Below are 23658 nucleotides of genomic sequence, written 5' to 3' on the forward strand. Positions count from 1 at the left end.
TCTCCGCTTCACTTCGTCTTCATCACATACACGCCATCCCAGTCTGCGGGCGGCGGGTGGATCTTCATCACCTCGCAGCGTTCCTTCATGACCAGTGAAGGATTGGAGTCCTGGTGGATCTCACGCCTGGCTGAGCGTTCAAAAAAGGCTATGGCCGCATCCCACCTCTGGGACTGATAGGCGGCGACTCCTTTCTCAAAGAGATGCAGGCACTCCTCGGTCTCGGGGGAAATTTCATTTGTGAAGCCGACGAGTTCATAAACCTCCGCCGGCTGGCTGCGGCCTTTGACCACGATGCGGTCCAGGAAGCGGTAGGTGATGTCGTCGCGGTGCTTCTGCGCGAGCGCCTTTGTCTCTCCGGTGATCATGGTGTACACGCCGTAGCTCTTGGCCCCGCTCTCGCTGCGGGCAGCCAGGTTCACCGTGTCCCCCATCATGGTGTAATTGAAGCGGCGCCGTGAGCCCATGTTGCCGATGACGGCCAGGCCGGAGTTCAGGCCGATGCGGGTCTGCATCTGATGCACGATGTCCGGCCAGCCGCCCTCGTGCTTCCATTTACGGCGCAGCTCGAGCTGGCGCTTTTGCATCTGCAGCGCGGCAGTGCAGGCACTGTGCGCATGTCCTGCAAAGTAGAGCGGTGCGCCGAACATGCCCACAATGGCGTCGCCGATGAACTTGTCGAGCGTGCCGCCGTTGTCGTGCAGGATGTCGGTCATCTCGGTGAGGTAGTCGTTCATCAGCGTGACGAGGCGCTCGGGGGTGAGCTTTTCAGAGAAGGAGGAAAAGCCGGCAATGTCGCTGAAGAAGGCCGTGATCTCCACCTGCTCGCCGCCGAGCCGGGGCTCCTCACCGGAGGCGATCAGCTGCTTGACCACCTGCGGCGCGAGGAAGGTGCCAAACATGTTGGTGATGCGGCTCTTGGCTCGAAGCTCGATGACGAGGCGGTGCAGGATGGAGCCGCCCTCCACCAGGAGGAAGCCTAGCACCGGCCACGCCAGCGGCAGGTGCAGGCTCTCCAGGCGGAAGAGGTGAAAGGCAAAGTACACATAGGCCCCCACAAACAGCGCGGGCACGAGCACCGCCAGCCAGATGGGGCCAAAGCGCACGGGGATGATGGTGAAGAACGCGAGCAGGACCCAGATGCCGATGAGGATGCGGTGATCTGGCTGCCGGATGTAGTCTCCGCTGAGGATGTTGCTCAGGGCATTGGCATGCGTGAGCACCAGCGGCGTCTGCGGCCCGTGCGGAGTGGGGCCGAGGTCTGAAAGGCCTGCCGCCGTCTGGCCGATGAAGAGGATCTGGTCTTTGACCGGCGGAAATTTGGCTGGCCACTCCTGGCCTTGGTGGGCGGCCAGGTGCCCCAGCAATGCGGCATAGGGGAAGACGCTGAAAGTGCGCGGATGGCGGTAGTTCAAGGTCATCTGGCCTGTGGCATCAATGGGGATGCTCCACCGCTTTTTAGCCCCCTGGATGCGGATGCTGCGCCCGAGAACGACGCTGACGGCGTCTGACTCCACGCCTTCATGGCTGAGAAGAGCCTGCAGCACAAGGCTGGGGAAAATGTGCGTGCCGCAGCGCACGATGAGCGGGATCTGCCGCCGGATGCCATCAGGGCCTGGCGGTGAATTGACAAAGCCGGCATGTGAGCTCTCTCCGAGAATGCCCACAGGCAGCAGGCCGGTGTCTTCTCCGATGATCAGGCTCTGGTCTCCCTGGATGCTGGTGATGGCTTTCGTATTGCCGGCGAGTTCTCCCTCATACTTTTTGGCGTTCTCCAGTTTCTGCGCCATGGCAGCAGTGATGGAGGCAGGGGAGAGTGCGAGGGCATCTCCAAACAGGCGGTCCTGCTCCGCATCAGGGCTGGCTTCGGTGAAGAGGAGGTCAAAGGCCACGGCTGAGGGAGGGCGGGAGTCCAGCAGCTTCATGAGCTGCGCGTGTACGCTGCGCTGCCAGGGCCAGCGGCCGAGTTTTTCCAGTGCGTCCTCATCTATGCCGACCACCAGCACCTGCGGCGCGGCGGGCGGGTCTGACCACGCACGGAGTTGAAAGCGCCAGTCCAGCGTGAGGTTTTCCAGGTCATGCCCCAGCGGTGTGCGGCTGAAGGCCAGCGCGAGCACCAGCACCAGCGGCAGCAGCAGCAGCTCAAAGCTCAGGCTGCCTATTTTTTTCCTGCGGCTCATACTGCGGGGTGCATTGTGAAAGCCTTGTCTCCTTGGGGCCAGACAGGTCTGTTCATTTCCGTTGGCGTGGGCTGCATGGGAAATCAGGAAAGAGGGCTGCCGCCTAGTAGCGCACGTTCATGCCAAAGTGCAGGCGGCCCGGCGGGGCGCTGACCAGGCCGCTGCTGCGAAGGGCCCAGCCGTAGGCGAGACGCAGGTCCATGTTGTTGCCGAGGTTGTACCGCAGGCCGATGCCGGCGCTCTGCAGATTGAGATTGGGCTCGGAGGCATAGGTGCCCACGCTTTCAAGATAGGCGAAGTCGTAAAAGGCAAAGGTGTTCAGGTTGTCAGCTGTTTTTCCTGTCGCGCCCATGAGGTGCAGCATGGGCATGTTCAGCTCAATGTTGGCCACGATGCCGCGGTCCCCGCGTGCGGAGCTTTCATTGAAGCCGCGCACCGTCTGGTAGCCGCCTGCCAGCATCTGCTCCGTGGGCAGCAGGCGTGCGTTAGAGTATTGCCCGGCCGTGTGCATCAGCAGGGAAAACCCCTCCGGCAGGCGCAGCAGCCGGTCCAGCTCTCCTTTGGCGTACCAGTATTTGACCTGGGAGGCCGCGCGCAGGCTGTCAAAGGCCGCATAGTTGTTGTGCCCGAGGGTGTTGCCCGGGCTGTAGATGGCCGAGAGGCCCAGGCGGGTGAAGCCCAGCCTGTCATTCACGGTGATGTTGTACCCCAGGCGGAACTGCAGCACCTCGGCGGTGTTTTTGGAGAAACTGCTGCCGCCAAAGAGCAGGTCCGAGGTGGTGCTTTTGTAGTCCACAGCAGCAGTCGCCTTGTGCTGCACTCGGCTCCAGGCGCTGGCCAGCGGCACGGAGTACGCTGCGGTGAGCTGGCGGTTGCGGCCGTTGACTCCCAGCGCTCCGCCCGCCTGGGTGGCGGAGTCCACGTAAACGCCGAGCAGCTGCAGCCGGTGACGCCAGGGGAAGGGGATGTCCCAGATGAGGGCGTGGGCCTTGAGGCGGTCCAGTTCCTGGTTTCCGGTGAAGTTGTAAGTGAGTGACTGCTCGGTGCCAAACAGCTGCAGCATGCTGATGCCGCCGGAGATCTGGTTCAGCCCGGTGGCTCTCAGGCCGGAGTTGGCATACCCCACATTTACCTTCACAGGGTTGTTTTCCTGCGTCTTCAAGACGACATCGCTGGTGCCGTCCTTCGTGCCGCGCTCATAGATCACGTTGACGTTGCGGATGGGGTTTTCATTGAGCCAGCGCACGTCGCTGGAGATTTTGCGCGTGTCGATGCGCTCACCAGACTTGACGCTCACCTGGCTCTGCATGTAGGCCGGGTGGGAGCGCTGGGTCGCCCCCTCCACCTTCACCTGGCCGAGCACGGCTTCCCGCACCACGATCTGCACATAGCCGTGTGTGATGTCCTGCTCGGGCAGGTAGGCGTCCACCAGCGGGAAGTCGGTGCCTTGGTAGCTTTTGTTGATCTTCTGCACGATGCTGTTGAGCACGGCCATGCTGAGCTGCTGGTCGATGAACTCGCGCTGCAGAGACTCCGCGAGACCGGCTGGCAGATGCAACGCCGGGTCCACGGCAAAGGCCTGGCGCTGGTTTTTGGAGACAGTCTTCAGTTTCTTCGGCACCAGCAGCAGTCCGCGCAGGCGCACTCCCAGGGGCTTGGTGTCAGTGGCGGCACGTTTAGCGGCCTCGTTCCGGGGGTCCGCGGCCGCTGCATCCGTCTCGGCATCTGCAGCGGGCCTCGCACGCGGAATGGGCAGCCTGTCCACCAGCGTACCTGCCCCCGTCGAGGTGGAGGGAAACTCCTGCGCCAGACCCGCGGGCGCGTAGCTGCACACGGCCAGGGCAACCAGAAAAAAGATCGGCTTGGATGAGAGCGACGGCATGGAAGTAAAGAAATGACGCATCAGCGAAGTGCACTGTCGAGTTCCATCACACTTTCAGGTGCGGTGGCGTTTTGCAGTTTGAGCATGACAAAGGGACCGGCAGGCGTCCCGTCCAGGGACATGTGTTCCATGCCATCCGCAGGCTGAACGAGGGCCGAGCCATCTCCGCCCAGCGTGCGGGAAAGCTGCGCCTCTGTCGCAGGTGCCAGCTGCACTCGGAGGAAGATCTTCACGTCCGCAGGCGCAGGGCTGCCTGCTGCATCCATGAGCGCCAGCCCCTGCTCGGGCAGCAGATGGTATTCCCCCTCTGCGCCGAGGGCATGGGCCAGTTCGCCAAACGAGCCGGGAGAGATGCTGGAGCTGAGGCTGCTCTCGATCACAGCCGGCACGGGGCGGTCGTTTACCTCCATGGTGATGCTGCCGTAGCCATACTCGAGACGTGCGGTGCCATCGCCACCCAGGGCGAGGTAGAGCGTGCTGAAGGCGCTCGGATTGGCCGCACGGGAAAGGAACTGCCGCATGCCGGGAGAGGGCAGGGGATCCCCGAGCGTGATGGGCTGCGCCCCTCCCTGCGGCGTGAGCGGTGCCTCTGCCCGGCCGATGGCTCCGAGTGAGAGCTCGCTCTGCGCGAGCAGACTCATGCTGGCCTCCAGCTGTGCCAGTGAGTTTCTGCTGGCTGCGCCGATGCCGGGAGCTATGCTCAGGAGTCCGCCTCCATTTTGCAGGCGCACCGTGCCGTCCCCGCCCAGGCTCAGGTTCAGCTCCCGCTCTGTGGTGGCAGAGGTGCTGGCATCCATCTGTGACTGCAAGGACTGGCTGACCGGCCCCCCGCCGCCGACTGAGCCCAGGGCTCCCGCCCCATTGAAAAACGATGAGATGCCGCCTGTGCCGCCAGCACCGCCTCCCAGCACACTGGCGGCTATCTGCGCACCCACGCTCCCCACACTGCCTGCCCAGAAGGCACCCGCAATGGAGGTGGTGTTGTAGTTGTTCGTCTGCGTGGAGTCCGTGAGCAGCGTGGAGGCGATGAAGACGAAGTTTTGCAGAAAGACATTCGTGATCTTCGGTGGCGCTCCCGTTGTGCTGGTGGCAAAGCCTGTGGTGGAGATGGTTCCAAAACCGGGCCGTGTGAGCGGCGTGGTCACCACCGTCGTGCCATCCACCAGGAGCTGGTTGTTTCCGCCTCCTCCGTTGAAATTCTGCGCAAAGGTGTAGAAGCTCGTTGCTGTGGTGTCATTTCCCGCCCCGAGGTTCAGCCCCAGGGTAGTGATGCCTTGGAAGGCGTACGTCCGCCCCGCCACGCTGATTTGTGAGGATGTGATGGTGTAGGTCTGCCCGGACTGCAGGCCGCTGTCATTCACGATGATCACGGCCTGCGGATTTCCCAGACCATCCACCCTGCCGCTGACGGTGGCCTGGTTGAGGAACACAAACTGGCTCGTACCGCTGACACTTCCGGTGAGGTTTTCAAATGAGCTGAAATGCAGCGTGCCCAGTGTGCCCGCATTTGGCGCGGTGATCTGAAACACGTTGCCACCTGCCGCGTGGCCGATGAGCGTGCCTGCATGGCTGGCGGAGCCGATGACGTTTTCGATGCTGGTCAGGCTGTCTGCACTGACGGTTACGGGGCCCATGGCAGCGGCAAAGGTGAGCGTGTCACTGCCAGCAGCTCCGTTGACCATGAGGCTGGCTGGCACCTGAATAAAGATGAAGGTGTCATCTCCCGTGCGGCCGTTCACCGTCGCCGTGGTGGCGTTCAGATGGGATAGATCGGTCACGCCGTTAAATGTGGCGCTGAAAGTCTGGGCGTAAATCTGCGGCGCTCCTGCCAGCGTGCCTCCGGTGAGGCTCAGCGCATGCAACGGCGCACCATTCTGTCCGGCGTCTCCCTGCACAGTCACGACTCCCAGCGTGCCGGCATTCAGCGTGAGATCTGCCGTGGGATTGAACGAGCCATAGACCACGCCACCAAGGGTGATCGCGGCACCGGCTGGCACAGCGCCGTGGTTGGTGGTGTCCAGTGTGGCGCTGGCACCGAGAGTCAGAGGTGAGCTGATGAGGATGTCGCCGCCTGCGGTGGCAATGTCCGCACAGAGCAGGGTGCTGGAAGCGCTGAGCGTGACCATGCCGCCCAAGTCCAGGATCTGCCCGCTCACTACGATCTCTCCGAGCGTCTGAATCGTCAACGGGGCATGCCAGGTCGTGGCGCGCACATCCACATAAGCAGGCGTGAGGGAGCCGATGGTGATGTGGCTGAGGCCGGAGAGTGCGCCGATCGCGGCATTGTCGAGCAGCAGCGTGCCCGCTGCGCCGTCTCCCAGACCGATGGTCGTGCCCGCAGAGACAGTGCGCACCTCCAGCGTGCCTCCTCCGCCCACAAAGGCCGCGCCAGACAGGGCGACCGTGTCTGTCAGCACGAGAATCTCGCCGCTGTTTGTCACGGCAGTGTTTTCACCGAGACTCACGCCTGTGTTTTCCGTGCCCGTGCCTGCGCCTGCGCCGCTGCCGCTCATTTGCACCCGGCCACCTGCGCTGATGATGGCCGTGCCGGCGTCCTGCAAGGCCACGCCGTGGTTCCCGCTGCCGCCGCCTCCGGTGGTGCCCAGCAGTGTGATGCTTCCTGCATTCGGCGCGGTGGAGGTGGAGTGAATCGTGGCGCCATTCAGCAAGAGGATGCCCGTGTTGCCATCTCCGCTGTCACCTCCGCGGCCGTTGAGCACGATGGCTCCCTTGCCGGTGGTGGTGAGCGTGGCGTTGCTGAGCAGGATGCCCGCAAAGTTTCCCCCCGTGGGCGTCGTCTGCTGATTGGCATCGAGCTTCATGAGGCCATCCACCACGGAGATCGTGGCACCGGAGTTTGCATTGATTTCGCGCTGTGCATTTAGGTAGATGGAGCCCTCCCCCGCGTTGGAGATCCGGCTGCCGTTCACCTCGATGCCAAAGCCGGTGAGCGTGATCACGCCGCCCTGGGAGGTGATGTTTTCGTTCACGCGGATGTGGTCCGTGTTGGTGGTGATGATGCTGACGCCGCGCAGGGTGCTGAGTCCGCTGTCTTCGCCGATGCTGCCCACCGTGAGTCCCAGCGTGTTGATGATCTGCACGGAGCCGATGGTGCCGATGCTGGTGATGGTCTGCACCGCATTGTCCGTGCTGGAGAGGAAGAAGTCGCCCGCTCCCTGCAACTTCAGCCCCCAGGTGGTGATGGCACCATGCCCCGCCACGCTGCCGTCCAGCGTCTGGAGCGTGACCACGCCAAAGCCCCCGGCCGTGACAGCGCCGCCGTTGTCCAGCAGGATGGCGACCGTCTCCGTGCCGCCGCTGCGTCCTGCCAGCGTGATGTTTCCGGAATCCGAGATGACATGCCCGCCAATGATGATGGACTGGAAGTCGCCCTCAAAGGAGGTGGTGCCCTGGTTCGCATTCAGCGTGACGTTTCCGCAGTGCGTGAGGATCTCCGCACCGGACTGGATCTGCACGCTGCGCCCGGCATTGACCGTCACATTTCCCGCGCCCATGGCCTGGATGGACCCCTGCGCCGTCATGATGAAATCCCGCTGAGCCTGAATGGTGAGTGAGGCATGGGAGCTCCACTGGATGAGCCCTGCCAGCGTGATGTCTCCGCTGCCGCCTGCGGCGTTCACATCGGTCTGGATGATGAGATTTCCGCAGTTGGCGTCCAGCCACGCGGAAATGTCCGAGGCGCGGAGGGCGTTTGCCTGAGCGGGATTGGTGATGGTATTTCCCACCACACAGTCAGAGATAAGGATATCGTTCGGGTCCAGCAGCAGGGTGCCAGCCATGCCCTGAGGCGCACTGAGATCGACACGTCCCGTCAGCGACTCCAGCACCAGCGCCTGCTTGCCGGAAAGCTCCGCCTGCCCGCCATCCCCGCCCAGCAGTCCTCCACGAGCCTGCACGCTGCCTGCAAAGCTCAGCTGCCCGCTGGCAAACACCACCACCGTGCCGCCATCGCCGCTGCTCCCGGCATTGGCCGTCAGAATGGCGCCCTGCTGGATCTCCACCTGTGTGGAGTTGGTCATGCGGGCATCCAGCCCCTGCATGCCGCCGCCTGCGAAGATGCTGCCGCCACCCGTGGCACCGCTGGCGCTGATGAGAGCCTCTCCTCCGAGCGTGAGTGTATTACCGCCCAGCCGGATGACGCCGCCCATGCCGCTGGCGGAGTCCGCACGGATGGTGCCATCGATGAAGGTTGTCGTTGCAGGCGGGGCGACTGCCCCCTCATCCGCAGGCCGAGCATTGATCTCGATCTCTCCGCCTGCGGTTTTGCCATCAGCGGAAACGACGATCGCCCGGCGCACCGTGACCTCTCCTGCACTAACGTCGATGCTGCCGCCGCGCCCCGTGGGGCCATCGGCATCCACTCGCCCTCCCAGCGAGACTCTGCCTCTGCTGCCTGCGTTGATCTTGATCTGCCCGCCGCTCCCTGCGCTGCCGCGCGCCACCAGACTGCCGGTGTTTTCGATGTTTCCACCATTGGCGCTCAGGATGATGCGCCCGCCCTGCCTTGTGGCGGCTGTGGCGGCGATGCGGCCCGTGTTTCGGATGGCCAGCGCATACACATTGCCTCCATGCGCCTTCAGCTCCGCCACATTCGCCTGGATGAGTCCGCTGTTGGTCACGCCCGTGCCACGCTGCGGACCCGCCGCATTGCGCACCACCACACGCTCATCGCCTGCAGGCATGATGAGCACATCCGTGCCTGCGGCCAGCCCCACGGTGCCGTTTGGCGCACGGATGCTGCCGCTGTTGTTCACCTGAAGACCGATGAGAAACACATCCCCGGAGGATGCGCGGATCTCGCCCGCATTGCTCACGCCTGCGGTGCTGGTGCCCTGGTACACCATCGCGCCACCGGCCATGAAGTCGCTGTTGCTCAGATTCAGCGTTGAGGCTGTGAGCCCGGCCACGTCCACCACGGAGCCCTGGCCAAAAATGATGCCGCTGGCATTGATGAGGAATATCTGGCCGTTCGATGTCAGGGTGCCGTTCAGCAGCGAAGGCCCGCCGTCGAGTACGCGGTTCAGAGTGGCCGAGCTGGCATCCGGCACAATGAACTGGGTGTGCTCGCCGCTGGCGATGTTGAAACTGCTCCAGTCAATGATGGCGCGGTCCGTCTGTTGATGGATCGTCGTCAGCCCGGGGAAGGTGCTCTGGATCTGGGCATCCCCCAGCACCACCACACCACCGGTCGGATTCGCGAAAATCTGAATCACTGGCGTGAAAAGGAAAATCCATAACACAGCTCCCAAAACGAGGGCGCGTGCAGTCCTCAAAGCTGGACATCCGGGAGCCATTCAGGGGTTATTGCTGAGGCTTGCTGCTGGCGGCGTTTTCCTGTGGGACGATGACGACTTCGCCGTCTTTCGTCTGCACGTAGCCTTTGCCATTCTCCACCGAAACAGAGTAAAACGCCCCCTTGGCCACAGCAGTGCCGCTGGGCGTTTTGATTTTGAAGTCCATCTTGCCAGAGGCTTCCGGCTTCACCAGCGCACCGATCGTGCCGTTTTTCAAATCCAGCAGCACCTTGGGCTCATCCTTGGACTCCACAATCTCGGCCACCACAGCCTCGGCGTTGGCTCCCAGGCGGATGGCACTGGTGGTCGTCATGGTGATGGTGGCGCTGGAGTCCGCCCCCGTCTTGATCGTGCTGCCCACGGCGATGATGTCTCCTTCATGCAGGGCATGCGCAGCCTGGCCTGAGGGCGTCTCGGTAGCACTGCCGGTCACGGCGGTCACCCTGCCCATCTGTGGCAGCTGCTTCTTCACGTTGGCAGGAGTCACGTCCACCTTGCCATGCTCCACTTTCACAAAGCCTTTCCCATCTTCCACGGCTACCGCAAACATGGTGCCGCGTGCGGCAGCGATGCCGCTGGGGGTCTTCACCTTGAAGTCCATCGTCGATTGCGCCTGCGGCTGGATCAGCGCCCCGAGGCTCCCAGACTTGAGATCCACCAGCACTTTGGGCGCAGTGTCGGAGTCCACCAGATCCATAAACACCGCCTGCGAGTTTTCAGCGATGCGCACCGCCGACTGCTTTGTGGTTTTGATCACTGCGCGGGAGGCGGCCCCCGTCTTCACCGTGGAGCCTACCGGCACCGCGTCTCCCACCTTCAGCGGCGTTTCCGCATTGCCGCCCATCGGTATGAGGGACACTTTTCCAACAGCCACCGATACGGTGCCACTGGACTCTGCTGCCATGCTTTGGACGCCTAGGGCTAGTACCACAATGGCAGCGAGGAATTTCATTGTCATTAAGGTGTGATTCTTCATGCTCGAGTCAAAAGTTTAGAGCGTAAATTTGCAGGATTGAGTTGCTAAATTGCGCCAATCCTAATATTTGCTATAAAAGATATACCGCAAATAGGGGGGTGTAAGAGATTTGTGATTTGGGATCTCTCACTCTTCCTCTTTTTTAGACTGCCTCAGCCCGGTGCCTCACGCTCATTTCAGCCGCGGCGTGCCTTTGCAACGTGGGAAGGGTGGAGCAGCCCCAGACTTGGCGGCCTGCAAGGGAACCGCTGCGGGCAGTGCGCAGGACGAGCGGCTGGCTGCACTTGGGGCACGGTGGGGGCGGCCGGTTCGGGCTGTGTGGCAGCAGGAGACGGTGCGGGTGTTAAAGTGCCATCCACCGGGCCGGGTGAGTCTGCTGGCCCAGGGTTCACGCCCGACAGCATGCCGGAAATGACGTGGGAAGGCAAGCCTGTCGTTACTGTGCCGCTTTTCCTCTGGTGCGCCCGTCAGGAATCGAACCTGAATCTGCGGCTTCGGAGACCACCATTCTATCCGTTGAACTACGGGCGCGCTGTGTATCCAGAGAGCTGGATGCTTCGCATGGGCTCCAAGCAGCAGCAAGTCGTTTTGGCGCTGCAGGGCGCTCTTTTTTCAGCGCGCCTCAGCGACTGCGGCGCGCGACTACATCAGCTCGTGCTTCGTGGTGCCAGCTTTGGCAGAAGCCTGAAATTTGTTCCAGCGGAAGGGCTCGATGATCTGCCCCCAGAAGGTCTTGGGCATGGCGGACTTGATGCCGATCTTCACCGGCGGGCGACGTCTGGTGTCGTCGTAATAGGTGCCGAAGATGATGTCCCAGATCATGAGGTTCTCGCCGTAGTTTTTGTTTCCCTCGCGCAGGTCCATGGAGTGGTGCCAGCGGTGCAGGGCTGGGGTGTTGAAGATGTAGTTCAGCCAGCCAAATCGCATCTGGATGTTCGCGTGCGTAAGGAAGCCGATGTAGGCCGTGATGGCCCCAAACCACAGCACAACGTCCTTCGGCGCACCGGCCAGGGCCAGCAGCGGAGCGGAAAAGATCATGCTCTTGAGCGTGTCGATGATGTGAAAGCGGCCGGTGTTGAAGAACCACAGTTTTTTGGAGCTGTGGTGCACGGCGTGGAACCACCACAGCGGCATCCACTCATGCGCGATGCGGTGTGCCCAATACAAACCGAACTCCGCCACCACCAGTCCCAGCACCACCTGGCACCACATGGGCCAGTGGTTCGGCCAGTAGCCGGTGCCTTGAGTGCCTCCGACCACGCTCGCCAGACCGAGCCATGTCGCAGAGACGATGAGAAGCTGCACAAAGGATTTGGTGAAGGCCGTGTGGGCAAAATCCTGCACAGCCTGGCCGTCTGAGTGCAGCCAGTCCTTCTCATGCGGGTGCACGCGCTCCAGCACATACAGCAGCGCTGCCAGGCTGAAGTACACGCAGTTGAAGGCCAGCGTTTCATGACCAGCGGCGATGCCGATCCCTGTGGGGATGACGGCGGCGATCAGAATGAGGGGCCAGAGCAGGTAGTCGAGCAGGGTGCGGAGCATGGGTTTTCTTTTTCAAAGCAAGAAACGGGCGCGTTTCCAGTGCGGATGTGGTGAGATGGTGTGCTGGGCTTGTCTTTGAGCGGAATGAACACACGGTCTGGGCCTGCCGGCTGGAGGGAGGCTCTGCCATTCGGTGCGCCTGATGGCAGGAGGACGGGGGCAGAGAGCCCATTTTGATTTGCCACGAGGCTGCCCAAGACGTTAAGATCACGGCTTAAACACGAATACTTGGACCTCGCCATGAAATCACCCATCGCCCATCGGTTTCTGTCACTTTCCTGTGTTTTGTCGCTCGTGTTGTCCTGTGTGGGGCGGGGTGCTGACCCAGAGGCTGCGGCCTTCAAGTCTCCTGCGGCGCTCAGGGCTCAAACGCGCTACCAGCAAAGCAGCGTGGCCGCCGCGAAACGACTGACGGACGAGTTGGACCGGACTCTGGCATACGCGGTGAAGGCGGGCGCGCTGGAGGAGGCCAATCAGATCACCGAGGCGAAAAAGCAAGTTGCCGCCGGAGGAGCGGTCATCATTGACTTCAAGCGGCAGAATCTGGTGACCGCGCGGAACATGTACAGCGACGCCATAGCCCATGCCAAGGGCCAGTATTTCCGTGACCTGGAGCCCGCCCTGCGGGAGGCCACAAAGGCGGGAGACCTCCCCGAGGCCAACGCCATCGATGCCGAGCGCAAAGCCTTGGAAAGCGAACTGGCCGACGGGAAAGTGACCGGCAAGATCGAAAACGGCCTGCTGCTGACCATCGGAGGCAAGCGCAGCGTGTGGGACAACAAGCCCATCACGCTGCCTGAGAAAAAGACCACCGTCACTCTGACAGGGGTGCTGCTGCTGACCGGGAAAGTCCGCACTGTGAAGCTGCGCACAGCCAAGGCCAACGGCAGCGAGCGCCTCAGATTCACCGTGGACGGCAAGGTGTGCGATTTTCATAAAGAAGGAAGCAATCACCGCTACGTCATCGTCACGCCGCAGCCTGGCTCGGACAAGCTGCGCCTGCGACTAGGCGACTCCATTGCCGCGAACGAGTGGGAGTTTGGCCCGCTGGAGTGGTCGATCAACGACGGCCAGTGGCGAGAGATCCCCCGGCGCAGCATGGTCGCGGTGGACTGACCTCTGCTTGACTGCGGGGCTGCTCCAAGGCAGGGGATGCTTTCTCCATCATGAGCCGATTCCTCAACCTGCTGCGTGCCTCTCGTGAGGTCAAAAAAGCCCACTTCATGAGCCGTGCCGACGTGCTCAAACTGCAGGAGCGCCGCTGGCGGGCCATGGCACGCTACGCGCTAGAGGTCAGCCCCTTTTACCGCCGGCACCTCGCGGGCATTGACGTGGAGCGCTGCCAGCTCACGGACATCCCGCCGATCACCAAGGAGATCCTGCTGGCCAACTGGGACGAGATCGTCCCGGACAAGCGGCTGCACCGTGCTGCGCTGCAGGCCTTTCTCAAGGAACCGGAAAACTGGGGCAAGCTCTACCATGGGCGCTGGATGGTAAGCAAGACCTCCGGCACCACGGGGCTGGCCATGGCCATACCGCATGACATCTCCGTGGTGGACTGGGGGCATGCCTGCCAAAACTTGCGCAATTCCGCCTCCCCTCACACCTCGCGCCCGCCTTCGCTGCCTTTGTTTCGCAGGCCCACCAAGGTGCTCGCTGTGATCCCTGCAGCCTCGCCCGCCACATCGGCGGCTTTGTATTCCACACGTCCCTGGGTGGGAGATCTGCTCTGCCGCTACCACCGAGTCAACGTGGCTGCGCCCTGGAGCGAAATCCTGGCCGAGGTGCAGCGCATCCAGCCGGATGTGATGATGGGCTACGGTTCGCTCTTTGGCAGGCTGGCGCAGTCTCAGCTCCATGGAGAGCTGAACATCCAGATGCCTCAGGACAGGGGCTACATTTTGGCCGGTGGGGACACGCTGACCCCTGGCATCCGCGAGCTCTGCCGCAAGGCCTTTGGCATCGAGCCTTTCAACACCTACGGCAGCGGTGAAGTGCTGGGCATTGCGCGTCAGTGGCGCGGTCTGCAGCACATGCTCATTCACGATGACATGGTGGCGCTGGAGGCCGTGGATGCCGCAGACCAGCCCGTGCCCGAGGGCGTGCTCTCAGACCATGCGCTGGTGACGCCGCTGCTCAACAAGGCCATGCCGCTGCTGCGCTACCGAGTGAACGACCGCCTCAAGATCGGGCCTGTGGATGAGCACTGGCCCTTCAGACGCATCGACCAGATCCAGGGTCGCAGCACCATGGCCTATGTCTTCAAAACTCCGGAGAGGAAGGTGTTCATCGGCGTGCAGTTTATGATCGTGCTGGATGCGCGGCAGGACATCGCCACCTACCAGACCCGTCAGACCGGCCCTGCCTCGGTCGAATGCCAGGTGGTGCCGCGCCCGGGTGCCGACGAAGCCCTGCTGCAGCGGGAGCTGGAGGTCTCGCTGCCCCTCTGCCTGGCCGAGGGCGGCTGCGCTGGCGTGGTGTGTACCGTGCGTCTGGTAAAGCAGCTCGCACCCGATCCACGCACCGGCAAGGTGGAGCAAAATGTCCCGCTGCCGGATGAAACGGCGTGAGGCGTGGAAGGGGGGGAAGTGAAAAGGAGCGGAGATTGATCTGATCTCTCACGCCTTCGCGTTCTCATGCTCCGGCCCTTTTGACTTACCCTTTTTCACTTCCGCATGTGTACTTCTTCATTTGCACTCCCACGCGCCGCGTGTTCGATGCGCGGCTCATGAAGTCTGTCATTGCCATCTCACCGGGAGAACTCGCCATCCTCGACACACCGCAGCCCAGGCCCGGCCCCTACCAGGCGCTGGTGCGCACGGAATGCGCCTGCCTCTGCAACCGCACGGACTCCGAGCTGCTCTCAGGCAAATTTCCCGGCATGGAGGACAAGTTTCCCTTTGCCCTCGGGCATGAGAGCGTGGGCATCGTGGTGGAGGTGGGGGAAAAGGTGAAAAACTTCAAGGCGGGAGACCGCGCCGTGGGCGGCCTCGTTTTCGATCTTCAAAGCGAAGGCGTGGACTCCGGCTGGGGCGGCTTTGGGGAGTACACCCTGGCCAATGACCACGACGCCATGGTGGCGGATGGCGTAGCCGATGAAGCGCACGGCTGGGTGGAGGTCTTCGAAATCCAGACCCGTGTGGACGCCGACATCCCGCCGGAGCAGGCGGTGCTGCTCTGCACTTGGCGCGAGGTGCTCGGAGCCTTCCGCGATTTCCACCTTCAGCCTGGGGATGATGTGCTCATCTACGGCGCAGGGCCCGTGGGCCTCAGCTTTGTCAAGCTTGGCCGCCTCTTTGGCCTCGGGTGGATCGGGATTGTGGACCGCCATGCGGACAAGCAGGCCAAGGCGCTGGCCTTTGGTGCAGACGCCGCCTTTGCCCCTGGAGACATCGAGATCGGCGAACTGGCCAAAATCCGGGGCAGGAAGCTCGATGCCGTGATCGATGCCGTGGGGCATCCTGACATCCTGCAGCAGAGCCTGCCGTTGCTGCGCCGGGGCGGTTCTCATTGCATCTATGGCGTGCTCACGCACGGCGTGCTGCATATCGACAAAGCAAAGGCGGACTTCAACTTCAACCTCTTCGTCCATCAGTGGCCCACACGCCGCTATGAGAAGGAATCCCAGGCCGCCCTCTGCCAGTGGATCCGCGAGGGAAAACTCACCTCCGCCGACTTCATCACACACCGCTTCCCATTGGGCCAGATCAGCGACGCCTTCCAGGCTGTGGCGCAGCGGAAGGTGATCAAGGCCCTGTTGGAATACGCATGAGGCGCGGTTTTCGATGAAGCTGCTCGACTGGTTGTCCTGGTGGATGCGCTATATCCTGCCAGTCCTGGGCTGGCGTGTCACGGTCACGCTGCTGCGCGGGCCAGCGCGAGGCACCGGCCGGGAGGTGGTGCTGCTCAGCGCAGGGCATGTCGCCGCGTTCATGACCTCACGCATCTTTGCCCAGGAGCCGGTGGTGGTGCGCCGCACGCGGGTGCCCGTCTGGCGGCTGCAGCGCCTGCTGGATGAATGGCGCAGCGCTGCGGATCTCCAGGCGGTGCGTCTGGACCGTGTTTCTGCGCGCCGGTTTCTCAGCCCTCACTACCTCGCGGTTCCGCAGTGGATTTCCAACTGGATGAAAGTGCCGGAGGATCTACAAAAATATGGGCGCGAGCATCCCAGCACCCGGTCGGACTTTCACCGCATCCGCACCAGGAACTTTGAAAGCCACCTCAGCCACGTGCCTGGTGATCTGGACCTTTTTTATGAAAAGTTTTACCTGCCCTACACCACAGCCCGGCACGGCAGTCTGGCGCAGGTGGCACCACGCTGGATGCTGCGGTTTGTGTACAGACAAGGCGCCATCCTGTGGGTGACCCGTGGAGGAGAGCGTCTGTCAGGCTCTCTGGTCACGTTTCAAAACGGCCAGCTTGCCAGCTACGTGAACGGTCTGAAGGACGGGCGCATGGACCTGCTGAAAGACGGGGCACTCAGCGCGCTGTACGTGCATTCGCTGCTGGAGGCGCGGCGGCAAGGCTGCACAGAATTCAACATGGGAGGCAGCCGGCCTTCGTTGCACGACGGGGTGTTTCGCTACAAGAGCAAATGGACGGAGCGGCTCTGCCTTGGCGAAGCATTTGTGGCCGTCAACACCCTCACGCTGCTGGACTGGAACTGCTTGAACGGTGCCGTGGCCGAGTTTCTGAGCCAGACCTCGCTCATCCATCACGACGGCGAAGGCTTTTCGGCTCTGTGGGCGTTTCCGCATGATCAACCGCTCACAGCAGCGACCTTGGGACGGCACTGCCAGCAGCTCAAGGCTCCGGGGCTGCGCCGCTTCGTCATCCTGTTGCCAGGAGCTGTGCCCGAGGGCTTCATCTGTCCGCTCGGGATTTGCCTGATCGAAGGAGATACGGCGGAAAAAATCAGGGCAGGGGAAATCACCGCATTTGAGCAGCCTCGTCCATAAGGAATCTCTTAGCCATCCAAGTGATTTAACCTTTATTTTAACTGTAAGCCGCTGATATTCAGAGGTAAGGTATGGCCGCAAACTGCACGCTCGTCAGGACATGATTCAGGAGATTTCTTTTCACGAACACCGCGACACCATCGCGAGGATTCGGCGTGAAGTTTTCACGACTGGATTGCTTCATGAGATTGATGAATTTGACGAGCATGCGCACCATTTTGCGCTCTTCAACCCAGCCCGAGAGATCACCGGTGTGATCAGGGTGCTGCGCAGCGACGAGGTGCCGAAGCTGGAGCTTCAGAGCGAATCCGATGCCACCGATCTCGTTTTTCCCCAGGACGGCCTCATCATCGAGGTGTCACGCGGCTGCGCCCTGAAAAACCTCACCGGCATGCCGATGATTCAGCTGGCCATGGCCATGCAGAAATACGCCAAGGAGCAAAAGGCTGCGCACGTAGTGACCAAGACCGGCAGGAAGTTGCTGCCCTTGTACCAGTCCATGGGCTTTCGCGTCTTTGGCCGCCCCTTTTACTCCGACTGGTTTGATGACCGCCGCACCGGCCTGATGAGCATCCCGATCATCTACGATTTCGTCAAGACTGCCCGCGTCTCCTCGACCGCCGCTACTCAGCCCCTGCAGAAGGATGAAGAGGAAGAAGTGCTGGTTTGGTGAGGGCTCTCTCCCCTGGGTGAAAAGAAAACGCCGCCAGTCCTGGTGAACCGGCGGCGGGAATGCCTGTTGCGGCTTTTGCTAGTGCCTGTGGCCGCCGTAGCTGCCACCCCAGCCTCCATTTCCTCCATGGTTGCCGCCCCTGTACATCGAGCCACCGCCACCGCCGGGTGGTGACCAGTTGTGAGGGAATGCCTGGCTGACCTGGCTGTGGAAGTTGGACGGATGGCTGTTGAAATTGAACGGCACGGAGTGTGCCGCCTGGATCACCCGTGGCGAATACCCTGGCAGAGAGGGGCCGGACATCCAGCGGTTGCCGCTGATGTAGTGATACTGCTGGGAGGGGTGGTGGTAGTAGGCTCCGTAGCGCGGATAGTACGAGTAGTTGTAGGAGTTCACCGTGCGCGGCACATACGGCATGAGTCCCACCGGGTAGCCGTAGTTCGCAAACCCGCCGTACCCGTAGCCGCCCCCATATCCCACACCATAATACGGATCACAGCCCGTGAGGGTGAACAATGCCACGGCGAGAAGGAGTCCGGCTTTGCCAGACGACAGCAGTTTGATCGTGCTCATGCGCTCAAATCCACCACAGGTGGCGCATTATGCAATCGACTCTGGTTGAGCTTAATGCCTACCAGGGAAACCCTGATAGGCACAGATTCCGGCCCCGCTTTTTGCGGGCGAGATTGATGCTTCACAGACCTGGCTCAGTCCAGATCTGCGATGCGCACCGGCTTGCCGCCCTGTTCGGCGCTCTTGTCGGAGGCAAAGATCACTTCAAAGGTGCGCATGGCTTCGGGGAAGCTGGTCAGCGGCATGTCCTTGCCTTCATCCAAGGCATCGAAGAAAGCCTGGAACTGGCTTTCGTACGGGTGGTCGCTCACATCACCGGAGTCGAGCATCTTCATGGAGAGCTTGCTCCATGCGTGCTTGTCGGTGTGCAGCTTCATGGAGTGGAATTTGTCGTCCAGCAGGCTGCCCTGGCTGCCGCACAGGTGGGTGTGGAAGTAGTAGGGCTGCAGGCAGTCCACCACGGCGGCCGCCTTGCCCACGGCGCCGTTCTTGAAATGGATCAGCGTGACGCTGGTGGTGTCGTACTCGTAGGGCTTGAAGATCTCGCTCTTCGTCTTGGTGGAGAAGCTGGTGACGCTCTCGATCTCGCCGCCCATGACCATGAGCAGGGCGTCCAGCGCGTGGCAGCCGGCGGTGAGCAGGGCGCTGCCGCCGTCCTTCTTGCCGGTGTTCCAGCGGAACTGGCCATACCAAGGCCCGATGCCGTGGTAGTAGTCCACTTCACCGTAGTGCAGGCTGCCCAGCAGGCCTTCGTCGATGAGGGCCTTGGTCACCTGAAACTGGTTGGAGAAACGGCACTCGAAGCACACGCAGCCTTTCACGCCGTTCGCCTTTGCGGCAGCCACGATCTCGCGCACTTCCTGAAGGGAATTCGCCATCGGCTTTTCCAGAATGATGTGCTTTTTCGCATTTGCGGCCTTGATGGCCTGGTCCCGGTGCTGGCTCGGGTAGCTGGAGATGTCCACCACATGGATGTCTGGATTTGCCAGCATCTCATCAAGGTTTTGGTAGCTCTTGATCGGCGTGCCATGCTTGGCGCTCAGCTCGGCGTCATCCAGCTTGCGGGAGGAATAGATCGCGGTGACCTGCCCCTGCTTGGTTTTGTTGATGGCTTCGATGTGTGCGCTGGCGGCCCAGCCGTATCCGATGATTCCGACGTTGTATTTCTTCATGGCGTAGTGTGGCATGCTCCAAACCGGAGGCATGATTGTCAATATCAATACCCGGTACAGAAGTGTCTCTTTCGAGTCTTTTTGCGCCAGAGCCGATGTGTTAGGCAGAGCCTAACGAAAAGTGGTGATGAGGTTCGCTTCGCGGCTGCGCAGCAGCTCGTGCTGGAACTGCGCTCTTTCCGCGCTCAGCAGGCACTGAAGCTGCGGACTGCTTTCCTGAAAATAACAAAGCCGCGCTCATCGCGCGGCTTTGCAGAAGGGTTTTAAAAGAGATGCGCGGCTTATTCAGCCTCGGCTTCTTCGGCCGCAGTCGTGTCGCCAGCGGCGGTGACGGTCAGCTTGACGGTAGCGTTGATCTCGTGGCCGAGCTTGACCTGGATTTCGAAGCTGCCGGTGTTCTTGATCGGCTTCTCCAGCACGATCATGTGGCGGTCGATCTCGATCTTGGACTCTTCGGAGAGAGCCTTGGCGATGTCGATGGTGGTGATGGAACCGAAGGCCTTGCCGCCCTGACCGGTGGCCAGCGTGAGCTTGAGCTTCACCTTCTTGAGCTTGGAAGCGATCTTTTCAGCTTCGGCCACTTCCTTGGCTTCACGCTCGGCGCGCACGGCCTTGAGGCGCTCGGTGTGGCGCAGGTTGCCCTTGGTGGCCTCGTAGGCTTTGCCCTGGGGAAGCAGGAAATTACGCGCAAAACCGCGCTTCACGCTGACGACGTCAGCTTCGGCTCCGAGGCCTTTGATTTGTTCTTTGAGAATAACTTGTGTGTTTGGCATGGCGACATTCCCTCGGGGAAAAAGGGGCGCGAAACTACACGCCTCCTAAGTTCTGTCAAAGGCGGATTACAGTTCTTTTAGGGGAAGGGGATTTTTCCCGTAAAGCTCAGCCGCTCAGATGCCCATGTTTGCCAGCGCTGTGGCCAGCCGGTTCATGAAGCCCGTGGCCTCAGGGTGCGCAGCCTCCAGCTCCTCCACAGAGGAAAGCCACTGGCCGCGTGCCTGCCCAGGCTCCGCCGTGGGGGCCTCAGCCTCGGTTTGCTCCAGCAGCTCAATCAGCTTGGTCTTTGCGGCTTCCGGCAGGTCGCCTGCGTTTGCCACCATCGTCTTGAGTTGTTCGAGTTGCTCTGTGTTCATGAGATTCTCCAATCTGTCACTCGGTGGCCATGCAGACAAGATTTTTGATGGCGTAACGATGCGCCATTCATGCGGTCACATCACCGCGTGCTGCCACCGCCAGCAGGGCCAGCACGCTGACGCTGTCGCGTATGCGGCCATCACGGGCCATCTGGACGGCCTCGCTGAGGGGCAGTCGAAGCACCGTGAGCTCCTCGGTGTCCTCGGGCTGCGCCTCGCCATGGGAAAGGCCGGTGGCCACAAAGATGTCGCACACCTCGTTGCTGGTGGAATTGGAAAGCTGGATGCCGGAGAGCAGGGGCTCGATGGTGGCGGCGACGATGCCGGTCTCCTCCTGCAGCTCACGTCTGGCCGCCTCGGCAGGGGATTCGCCCGCCGGGCAGCCGCCTTCGGGGATCTCCCATTCGTAGCGGCCATGGCAGTAGCGCCACTGGCCGACGAGCCAGGTGTGGCCTTCGTCATCCACAGGGATCACGCCCACGGCGGTGTTCTTGTACTCCACCACGCCGTAGATGCCGGGGCCTCCGCTGGGCTTGATCACCTGATCTTCGCGCACGCGGATCCACGGATTGGCGTAGGTCTCACGGGTGGAGACGGTTTTCCAGGGATTGGGGTGCTGGGGCAGGGTGGTCATGGTCCAGGAATACAGGATTACTTCACGGTGCTCAGCACCACGCCGTCCGCCTCCACCTGGTATTTCTGGATCGCCTTGAGCACTGGCTCGAGCTTGGGATCTTTCTGGTAGGGGCCCATGTAGCCGTACATCGCCATGCCTTTGACCATTTCTTCCGGCACCGTCTTGCCCGGCACGCGTACGCCGCTTGGCTTGGCGTCCGGTCCCAGTTCGGTCTTTTCCAAAATGAAGTCCACCTCGCCCACGAGGTAGCGCTTGGTGCCGTCGGTAAAGCTGGCGGTGTTCATCGGCAGGCTGGCATCGGTGGTGATCGTCTGTTTGGCCGCGTCGAGTGACTTCACACGCAGCATGTCCTTGTAGCTGCCGTTGCTGCCTTCAGGCGCCAGCAGCAGCAGGGCATTGAGATCTGCCACGGTGAGCTTGAGCGTGGCGGGCTTGCCGGCGGTCGCGGCGGCGGCGAAATCGGTCAGGCGCTGCTGCAGGTCGGGCACCGGGGCGATGTCCGGGAGCTTGGCCGGAGCCTGCTGCGTGATCTCGGCGATGGCTGCGTCCATGGTCTTGAACGTGTAGTAGCTCCACCAGATGATGAAACCGAAGATGCCGATCACCGCGCTCATGATGATGCAGCCGTAGCCGGAGTGGAACTCGCCCGTGGGGACCTTTTGGATCTTTGACATCCCTCATCTGAATGCGGCGCGGCCAAAGATCAAGCCGGGGGTTTGTCCCGCCTGCTCCTATCTTACGGCCAGGTGGCGAAATAAATGTCCATGGCATCTTTCAGCCCCTTCACGGCGGGCTTGACCACGGCCTCTGAATACCCGGCCTGCATGAGCCGTTTTCGCGCCTGAGTCACCAGGGCCGCTGCTTGGATGGGATGCAGGTGCCGCGTCTCCTCGGCCAGTTGCTCGATCATCTGGGTCCCGATCTCGTCCAGCGCCGGGCGGATGGTGGTGGCGAGGTCGGGGGGCTGAGCCGTGGTGGCCGCGGGGTGCTGGTGCAGCCACTCCTCCTGCCGCACCTTGGCAGCCTGCATCTGACCGCTGAAAAAGAGCCTTACGCTCTCGTAATTCAATCCGGCGGCGTCGCCTCGCTGCATCATGCTGCGCAGCAGTTCCGCTTCACGCTTTGGGTCGGTGATGGGCAGCCCTTTGGCGCGCTTGGCCTCCGCCACGTCATCCATCCAGTCCAGCCGCTTCACCATCAGCGCGGGCAGGGAATGGCGCGAGCCACCCAAGCCGCTGCAAGCGGTCATGAGCAGGGTCAGCAACAGCAGGAGGGAGGACGGGAGGGATCTCATGCCACTCATCTTAGCCCGCTGCTGCGGGAGTAAAGGGCTTCAGTTTCCCACCGCCTTGTTTCGCACCTTGGCCGTATTTCCTCCATGCCATCCTTCATGCAGTCGCGCCTCCTGATTGACGCCACGCCGCAGCCGCCGATTCTCCACCTCCTATGAAGATTCTCGCAGCCATGTCCGGAGGCGTGGATAGCAGCGTGGCCGCGGCCGAGCTCGTCCGCGCAGGGCACGACGTGTCCGGCGTGTACATGAAGAACTGGATTAACGAGGAGAACATCATCGGCCACTGCCCCTGGGAGGAGGACATCACCGATGCCGAGGCCGTGGCGCAGCAGCTCGGCATCCCGTTTCGGGTGGTCAATCTCATGACCGAATATCGCGAAAAGGTGGTGAAGTACCTCCTCGAAGGCTACCAGGCCGGCATCACCCCAAACCCGGATGTGATGTGCAACCGTGAGATGAAGTTTGGCGTGCTCTGGGACTGGGCGCAGGAGCAGGGCTTTGAGGCCATCGCCACCGGGCACTATGCGCGCAAGGCGTTCTCAGTTCCCGGTTCTCAGTTCCCGGTTTTCAACAGCGAACCGGGAACCGAGGACAGCGAACACGCAATCTATCGCGGCGCGGACCCGAACAAGGACCAGACCTACTTCCTGGCGATGATGCAGCCGCAGCAGGTGCGCATCGCGCAGTTTCCCATCGGCCATCTGCTCAAGCCGGAGCTCCGGGAGCGTGCGCGCGAGTTGGGCCTGAAAACGGCGGAGAAAAAGGACAGCCAGGGCATCTGCTTCATCGGGCAGGTGAAGATGGAGGACTTCCTCCGCACCTTTGTGCCGGACCAGCCCGGTCCCATCGTGAACCTGGAAGGCAAGGTGCTTGGCGAGCATCGCGGCCTGCACCTCTACACCCTGGGCCAGCGCAAAGGGCACGGCGTGGCCAGCCCCATCCACAAGCAGGCCTACGTGGTGGTGGCCAAGCGCCCGCAGACGAACGAACTCGTCGTTGCCATCGAAAATGCGGACACCCCGCTTCTCTGGGCGCGCAAGGCCACGCTGCACTCCATCTCCAGCACCGGACTGCCTTTGAATGAGAAGCGCCTGCTGCAGGCCCAGCCGCGCTACCGCTGCCCGGCCGGGGATGCCACCTTCCGCCCGCTGGGCGATGGTCGCGCGGAGCTGGAGTACAAGGAGCCGCAGCGTGCGCTCACTCCAGGCCAGATCTGCGCGCTCTACGATGGCGAGCGCCTGCTGGGTGGCGCGGTGTTTGAGACCATCCAGCACGCCTAGCCGAGCTGGCGCTTCCTCAGGGCATTCGAGGCAGGCGCAGTGGGCG

At 62.1% G+C, this 23658-nt stretch carries 18 protein-coding genes and 1 tRNA gene; 6 read left to right on the top strand and 13 right to left on the bottom strand.

The annotated features are described in order from the left end of the window. Positions 1-8: 8 nt before the first annotated feature. From ACFQDI_RS18760 to ACFQDI_RS18785, 6 genes are all read right to left on the bottom strand, one after another. A complete protein-coding gene (locus tag ACFQDI_RS18760) occupies positions 9-2180 on the bottom strand; it encodes a CHASE2 domain-containing protein (protein WP_377169665.1) in 2172 nt (723 codons plus the stop codon). Between the two features lie 103 nt (positions 2181-2283). Beyond that, a complete protein-coding gene (locus ACFQDI_RS18765; protein ID WP_377169667.1) occupies positions 2284-4062 on the bottom strand; it encodes a ShlB/FhaC/HecB family hemolysin secretion/activation protein in 1779 nt (592 codons plus the stop codon). Between the two features lie 20 nt (positions 4063-4082). Then, positions 4083-9296 (bottom strand): beta strand repeat-containing protein, encoded by a 5214-nt coding sequence (locus tag ACFQDI_RS18770; RefSeq protein WP_377169669.1) that lies wholly within the window; start codon positions 9294-9296, stop codon positions 4083-4085. An 88-nt stretch (positions 9297-9384) separates the two neighbouring features. Continuing rightward, positions 9385-10329, bottom strand: coding sequence for a FecR family protein (locus tag ACFQDI_RS18775; protein ID WP_377169671.1), 945 nt, complete (start codon positions 10327-10329; stop codon positions 9385-9387). Positions 10330-10809: 480 nt separating this feature from the next. Next, positions 10810-10884: transfer RNA gene (locus ACFQDI_RS18780), tRNA-Arg, on the bottom strand. Between the two features lie 111 nt (positions 10885-10995). Then, positions 10996-11895, bottom strand: a complete 900-nt coding sequence (locus ACFQDI_RS18785; RefSeq protein ID WP_377169673.1) for a sterol desaturase family protein — start codon at positions 11893-11895, stop codon at positions 10996-10998. A gap of 240 nt (positions 11896-12135) precedes the next feature. On the opposite strand from ACFQDI_RS18785, the gene ACFQDI_RS18790 reads away from it, so the two are divergent. The 5 genes from ACFQDI_RS18790 to ACFQDI_RS18810 all read left to right on the top strand — a co-directional run bounded on the left by ACFQDI_RS18790 (position 12136) and on the right by ACFQDI_RS18810 (position 17526). Then, a complete protein-coding gene (locus ACFQDI_RS18790; protein WP_377169675.1) occupies positions 12136-13011 on the top strand; it encodes a hypothetical protein in 876 nt (291 codons plus the stop codon). Positions 13012-13061: 50 nt separating this feature from the next. Beyond that, positions 13062-14465 carry a phenylacetate--CoA ligase family protein gene (locus tag ACFQDI_RS18795; RefSeq protein ID WP_377169677.1) on the top strand — a complete coding sequence of 468 codons (1404 nt, stop codon included), beginning with the start codon at positions 13062-13064 and terminating at the stop codon, positions 14463-14465. Positions 14466-14623: 158 nt separating this feature from the next. Beyond that, entirely contained in the window at positions 14624-15667 is a 1044-nt protein-coding gene (locus ACFQDI_RS18800) for a zinc-dependent alcohol dehydrogenase (RefSeq protein WP_377169679.1), read from the top strand. Between the two features lie 13 nt (positions 15668-15680). Next, on the top strand, positions 15681-16853 hold the full coding sequence (locus ACFQDI_RS18805; protein WP_377169681.1) for a hypothetical protein: 1173 nt from the start codon (positions 15681-15683) through the stop codon (positions 16851-16853). A gap of 100 nt (positions 16854-16953) precedes the next feature. Further along, positions 16954-17526, top strand: a complete 573-nt coding sequence (locus ACFQDI_RS18810; RefSeq protein ID WP_377169683.1) for a GNAT family N-acyltransferase — start codon at positions 16954-16956, stop codon at positions 17524-17526. Between the two features lie 78 nt (positions 17527-17604). On the opposite strand, the gene ACFQDI_RS18815 is transcribed toward ACFQDI_RS18810, so the two are convergent. The 7 genes from ACFQDI_RS18815 to aroQ all read right to left on the bottom strand — a co-directional run bounded on the left by ACFQDI_RS18815 (position 17605) and on the right by aroQ (position 22332). Beyond that, on the bottom strand, positions 17605-18099 hold the full coding sequence (locus ACFQDI_RS18815; protein WP_377169685.1) for a hypothetical protein: 495 nt from the start codon (positions 18097-18099) through the stop codon (positions 17605-17607). 134 nt (positions 18100-18233) lie between these two features. Further along, positions 18234-19271 carry a Gfo/Idh/MocA family protein gene (locus ACFQDI_RS18820; protein ID WP_377169687.1) on the bottom strand — a complete coding sequence of 346 codons (1038 nt, stop codon included), beginning with the start codon at positions 19269-19271 and terminating at the stop codon, positions 18234-18236. A 281-nt stretch (positions 19272-19552) separates the two neighbouring features. Then, positions 19553-20044, bottom strand: a complete 492-nt coding sequence (gene rplI, locus ACFQDI_RS18825) for a 50S ribosomal protein L9 (protein WP_377169689.1) — start codon at positions 20042-20044, stop codon at positions 19553-19555. A gap of 114 nt (positions 20045-20158) precedes the next feature. Further along, entirely contained in the window at positions 20159-20401 is a 243-nt protein-coding gene (locus tag ACFQDI_RS18830) for a DUF4404 family protein (RefSeq protein ID WP_377169690.1), read from the bottom strand. Positions 20402-20468: 67 nt separating this feature from the next. Beyond that, positions 20469-21035: an NUDIX domain-containing protein gene (locus ACFQDI_RS18835; RefSeq protein ID WP_377169692.1), complete on the bottom strand. Its 567-nt coding sequence runs from the start codon at positions 21033-21035 to the stop codon at positions 20469-20471. A 17-nt stretch (positions 21036-21052) separates the two neighbouring features. Next, positions 21053-21712, bottom strand: coding sequence for a hypothetical protein (locus ACFQDI_RS18840; protein ID WP_377169694.1), 660 nt, complete (start codon positions 21710-21712; stop codon positions 21053-21055). Between the two features lie 62 nt (positions 21713-21774). Beyond that, positions 21775-22332, bottom strand: coding sequence for a gamma subclass chorismate mutase AroQ (gene aroQ / locus ACFQDI_RS18845; RefSeq protein ID WP_377169696.1), 558 nt, complete (start codon positions 22330-22332; stop codon positions 21775-21777). A gap of 152 nt (positions 22333-22484) precedes the next feature. Here aroQ and mnmA point away from each other — a divergent pair, with 152 nt between their 5' ends. Continuing rightward, a complete protein-coding gene (gene mnmA, locus ACFQDI_RS18850; protein ID WP_377169698.1) occupies positions 22485-23612 on the top strand; it encodes a tRNA 2-thiouridine(34) synthase MnmA in 1128 nt (375 codons plus the stop codon). The last annotated feature ends 46 nt before the right edge of the window (positions 23613-23658 follow it).

The organism is Prosthecobacter fluviatilis, from assembly GCF_042655725.1.
In the GTDB taxonomy this organism is placed as follows: domain Bacteria; phylum Verrucomicrobiota; class Verrucomicrobiia; order Verrucomicrobiales; family Verrucomicrobiaceae; genus Prosthecobacter; species Prosthecobacter fluviatilis.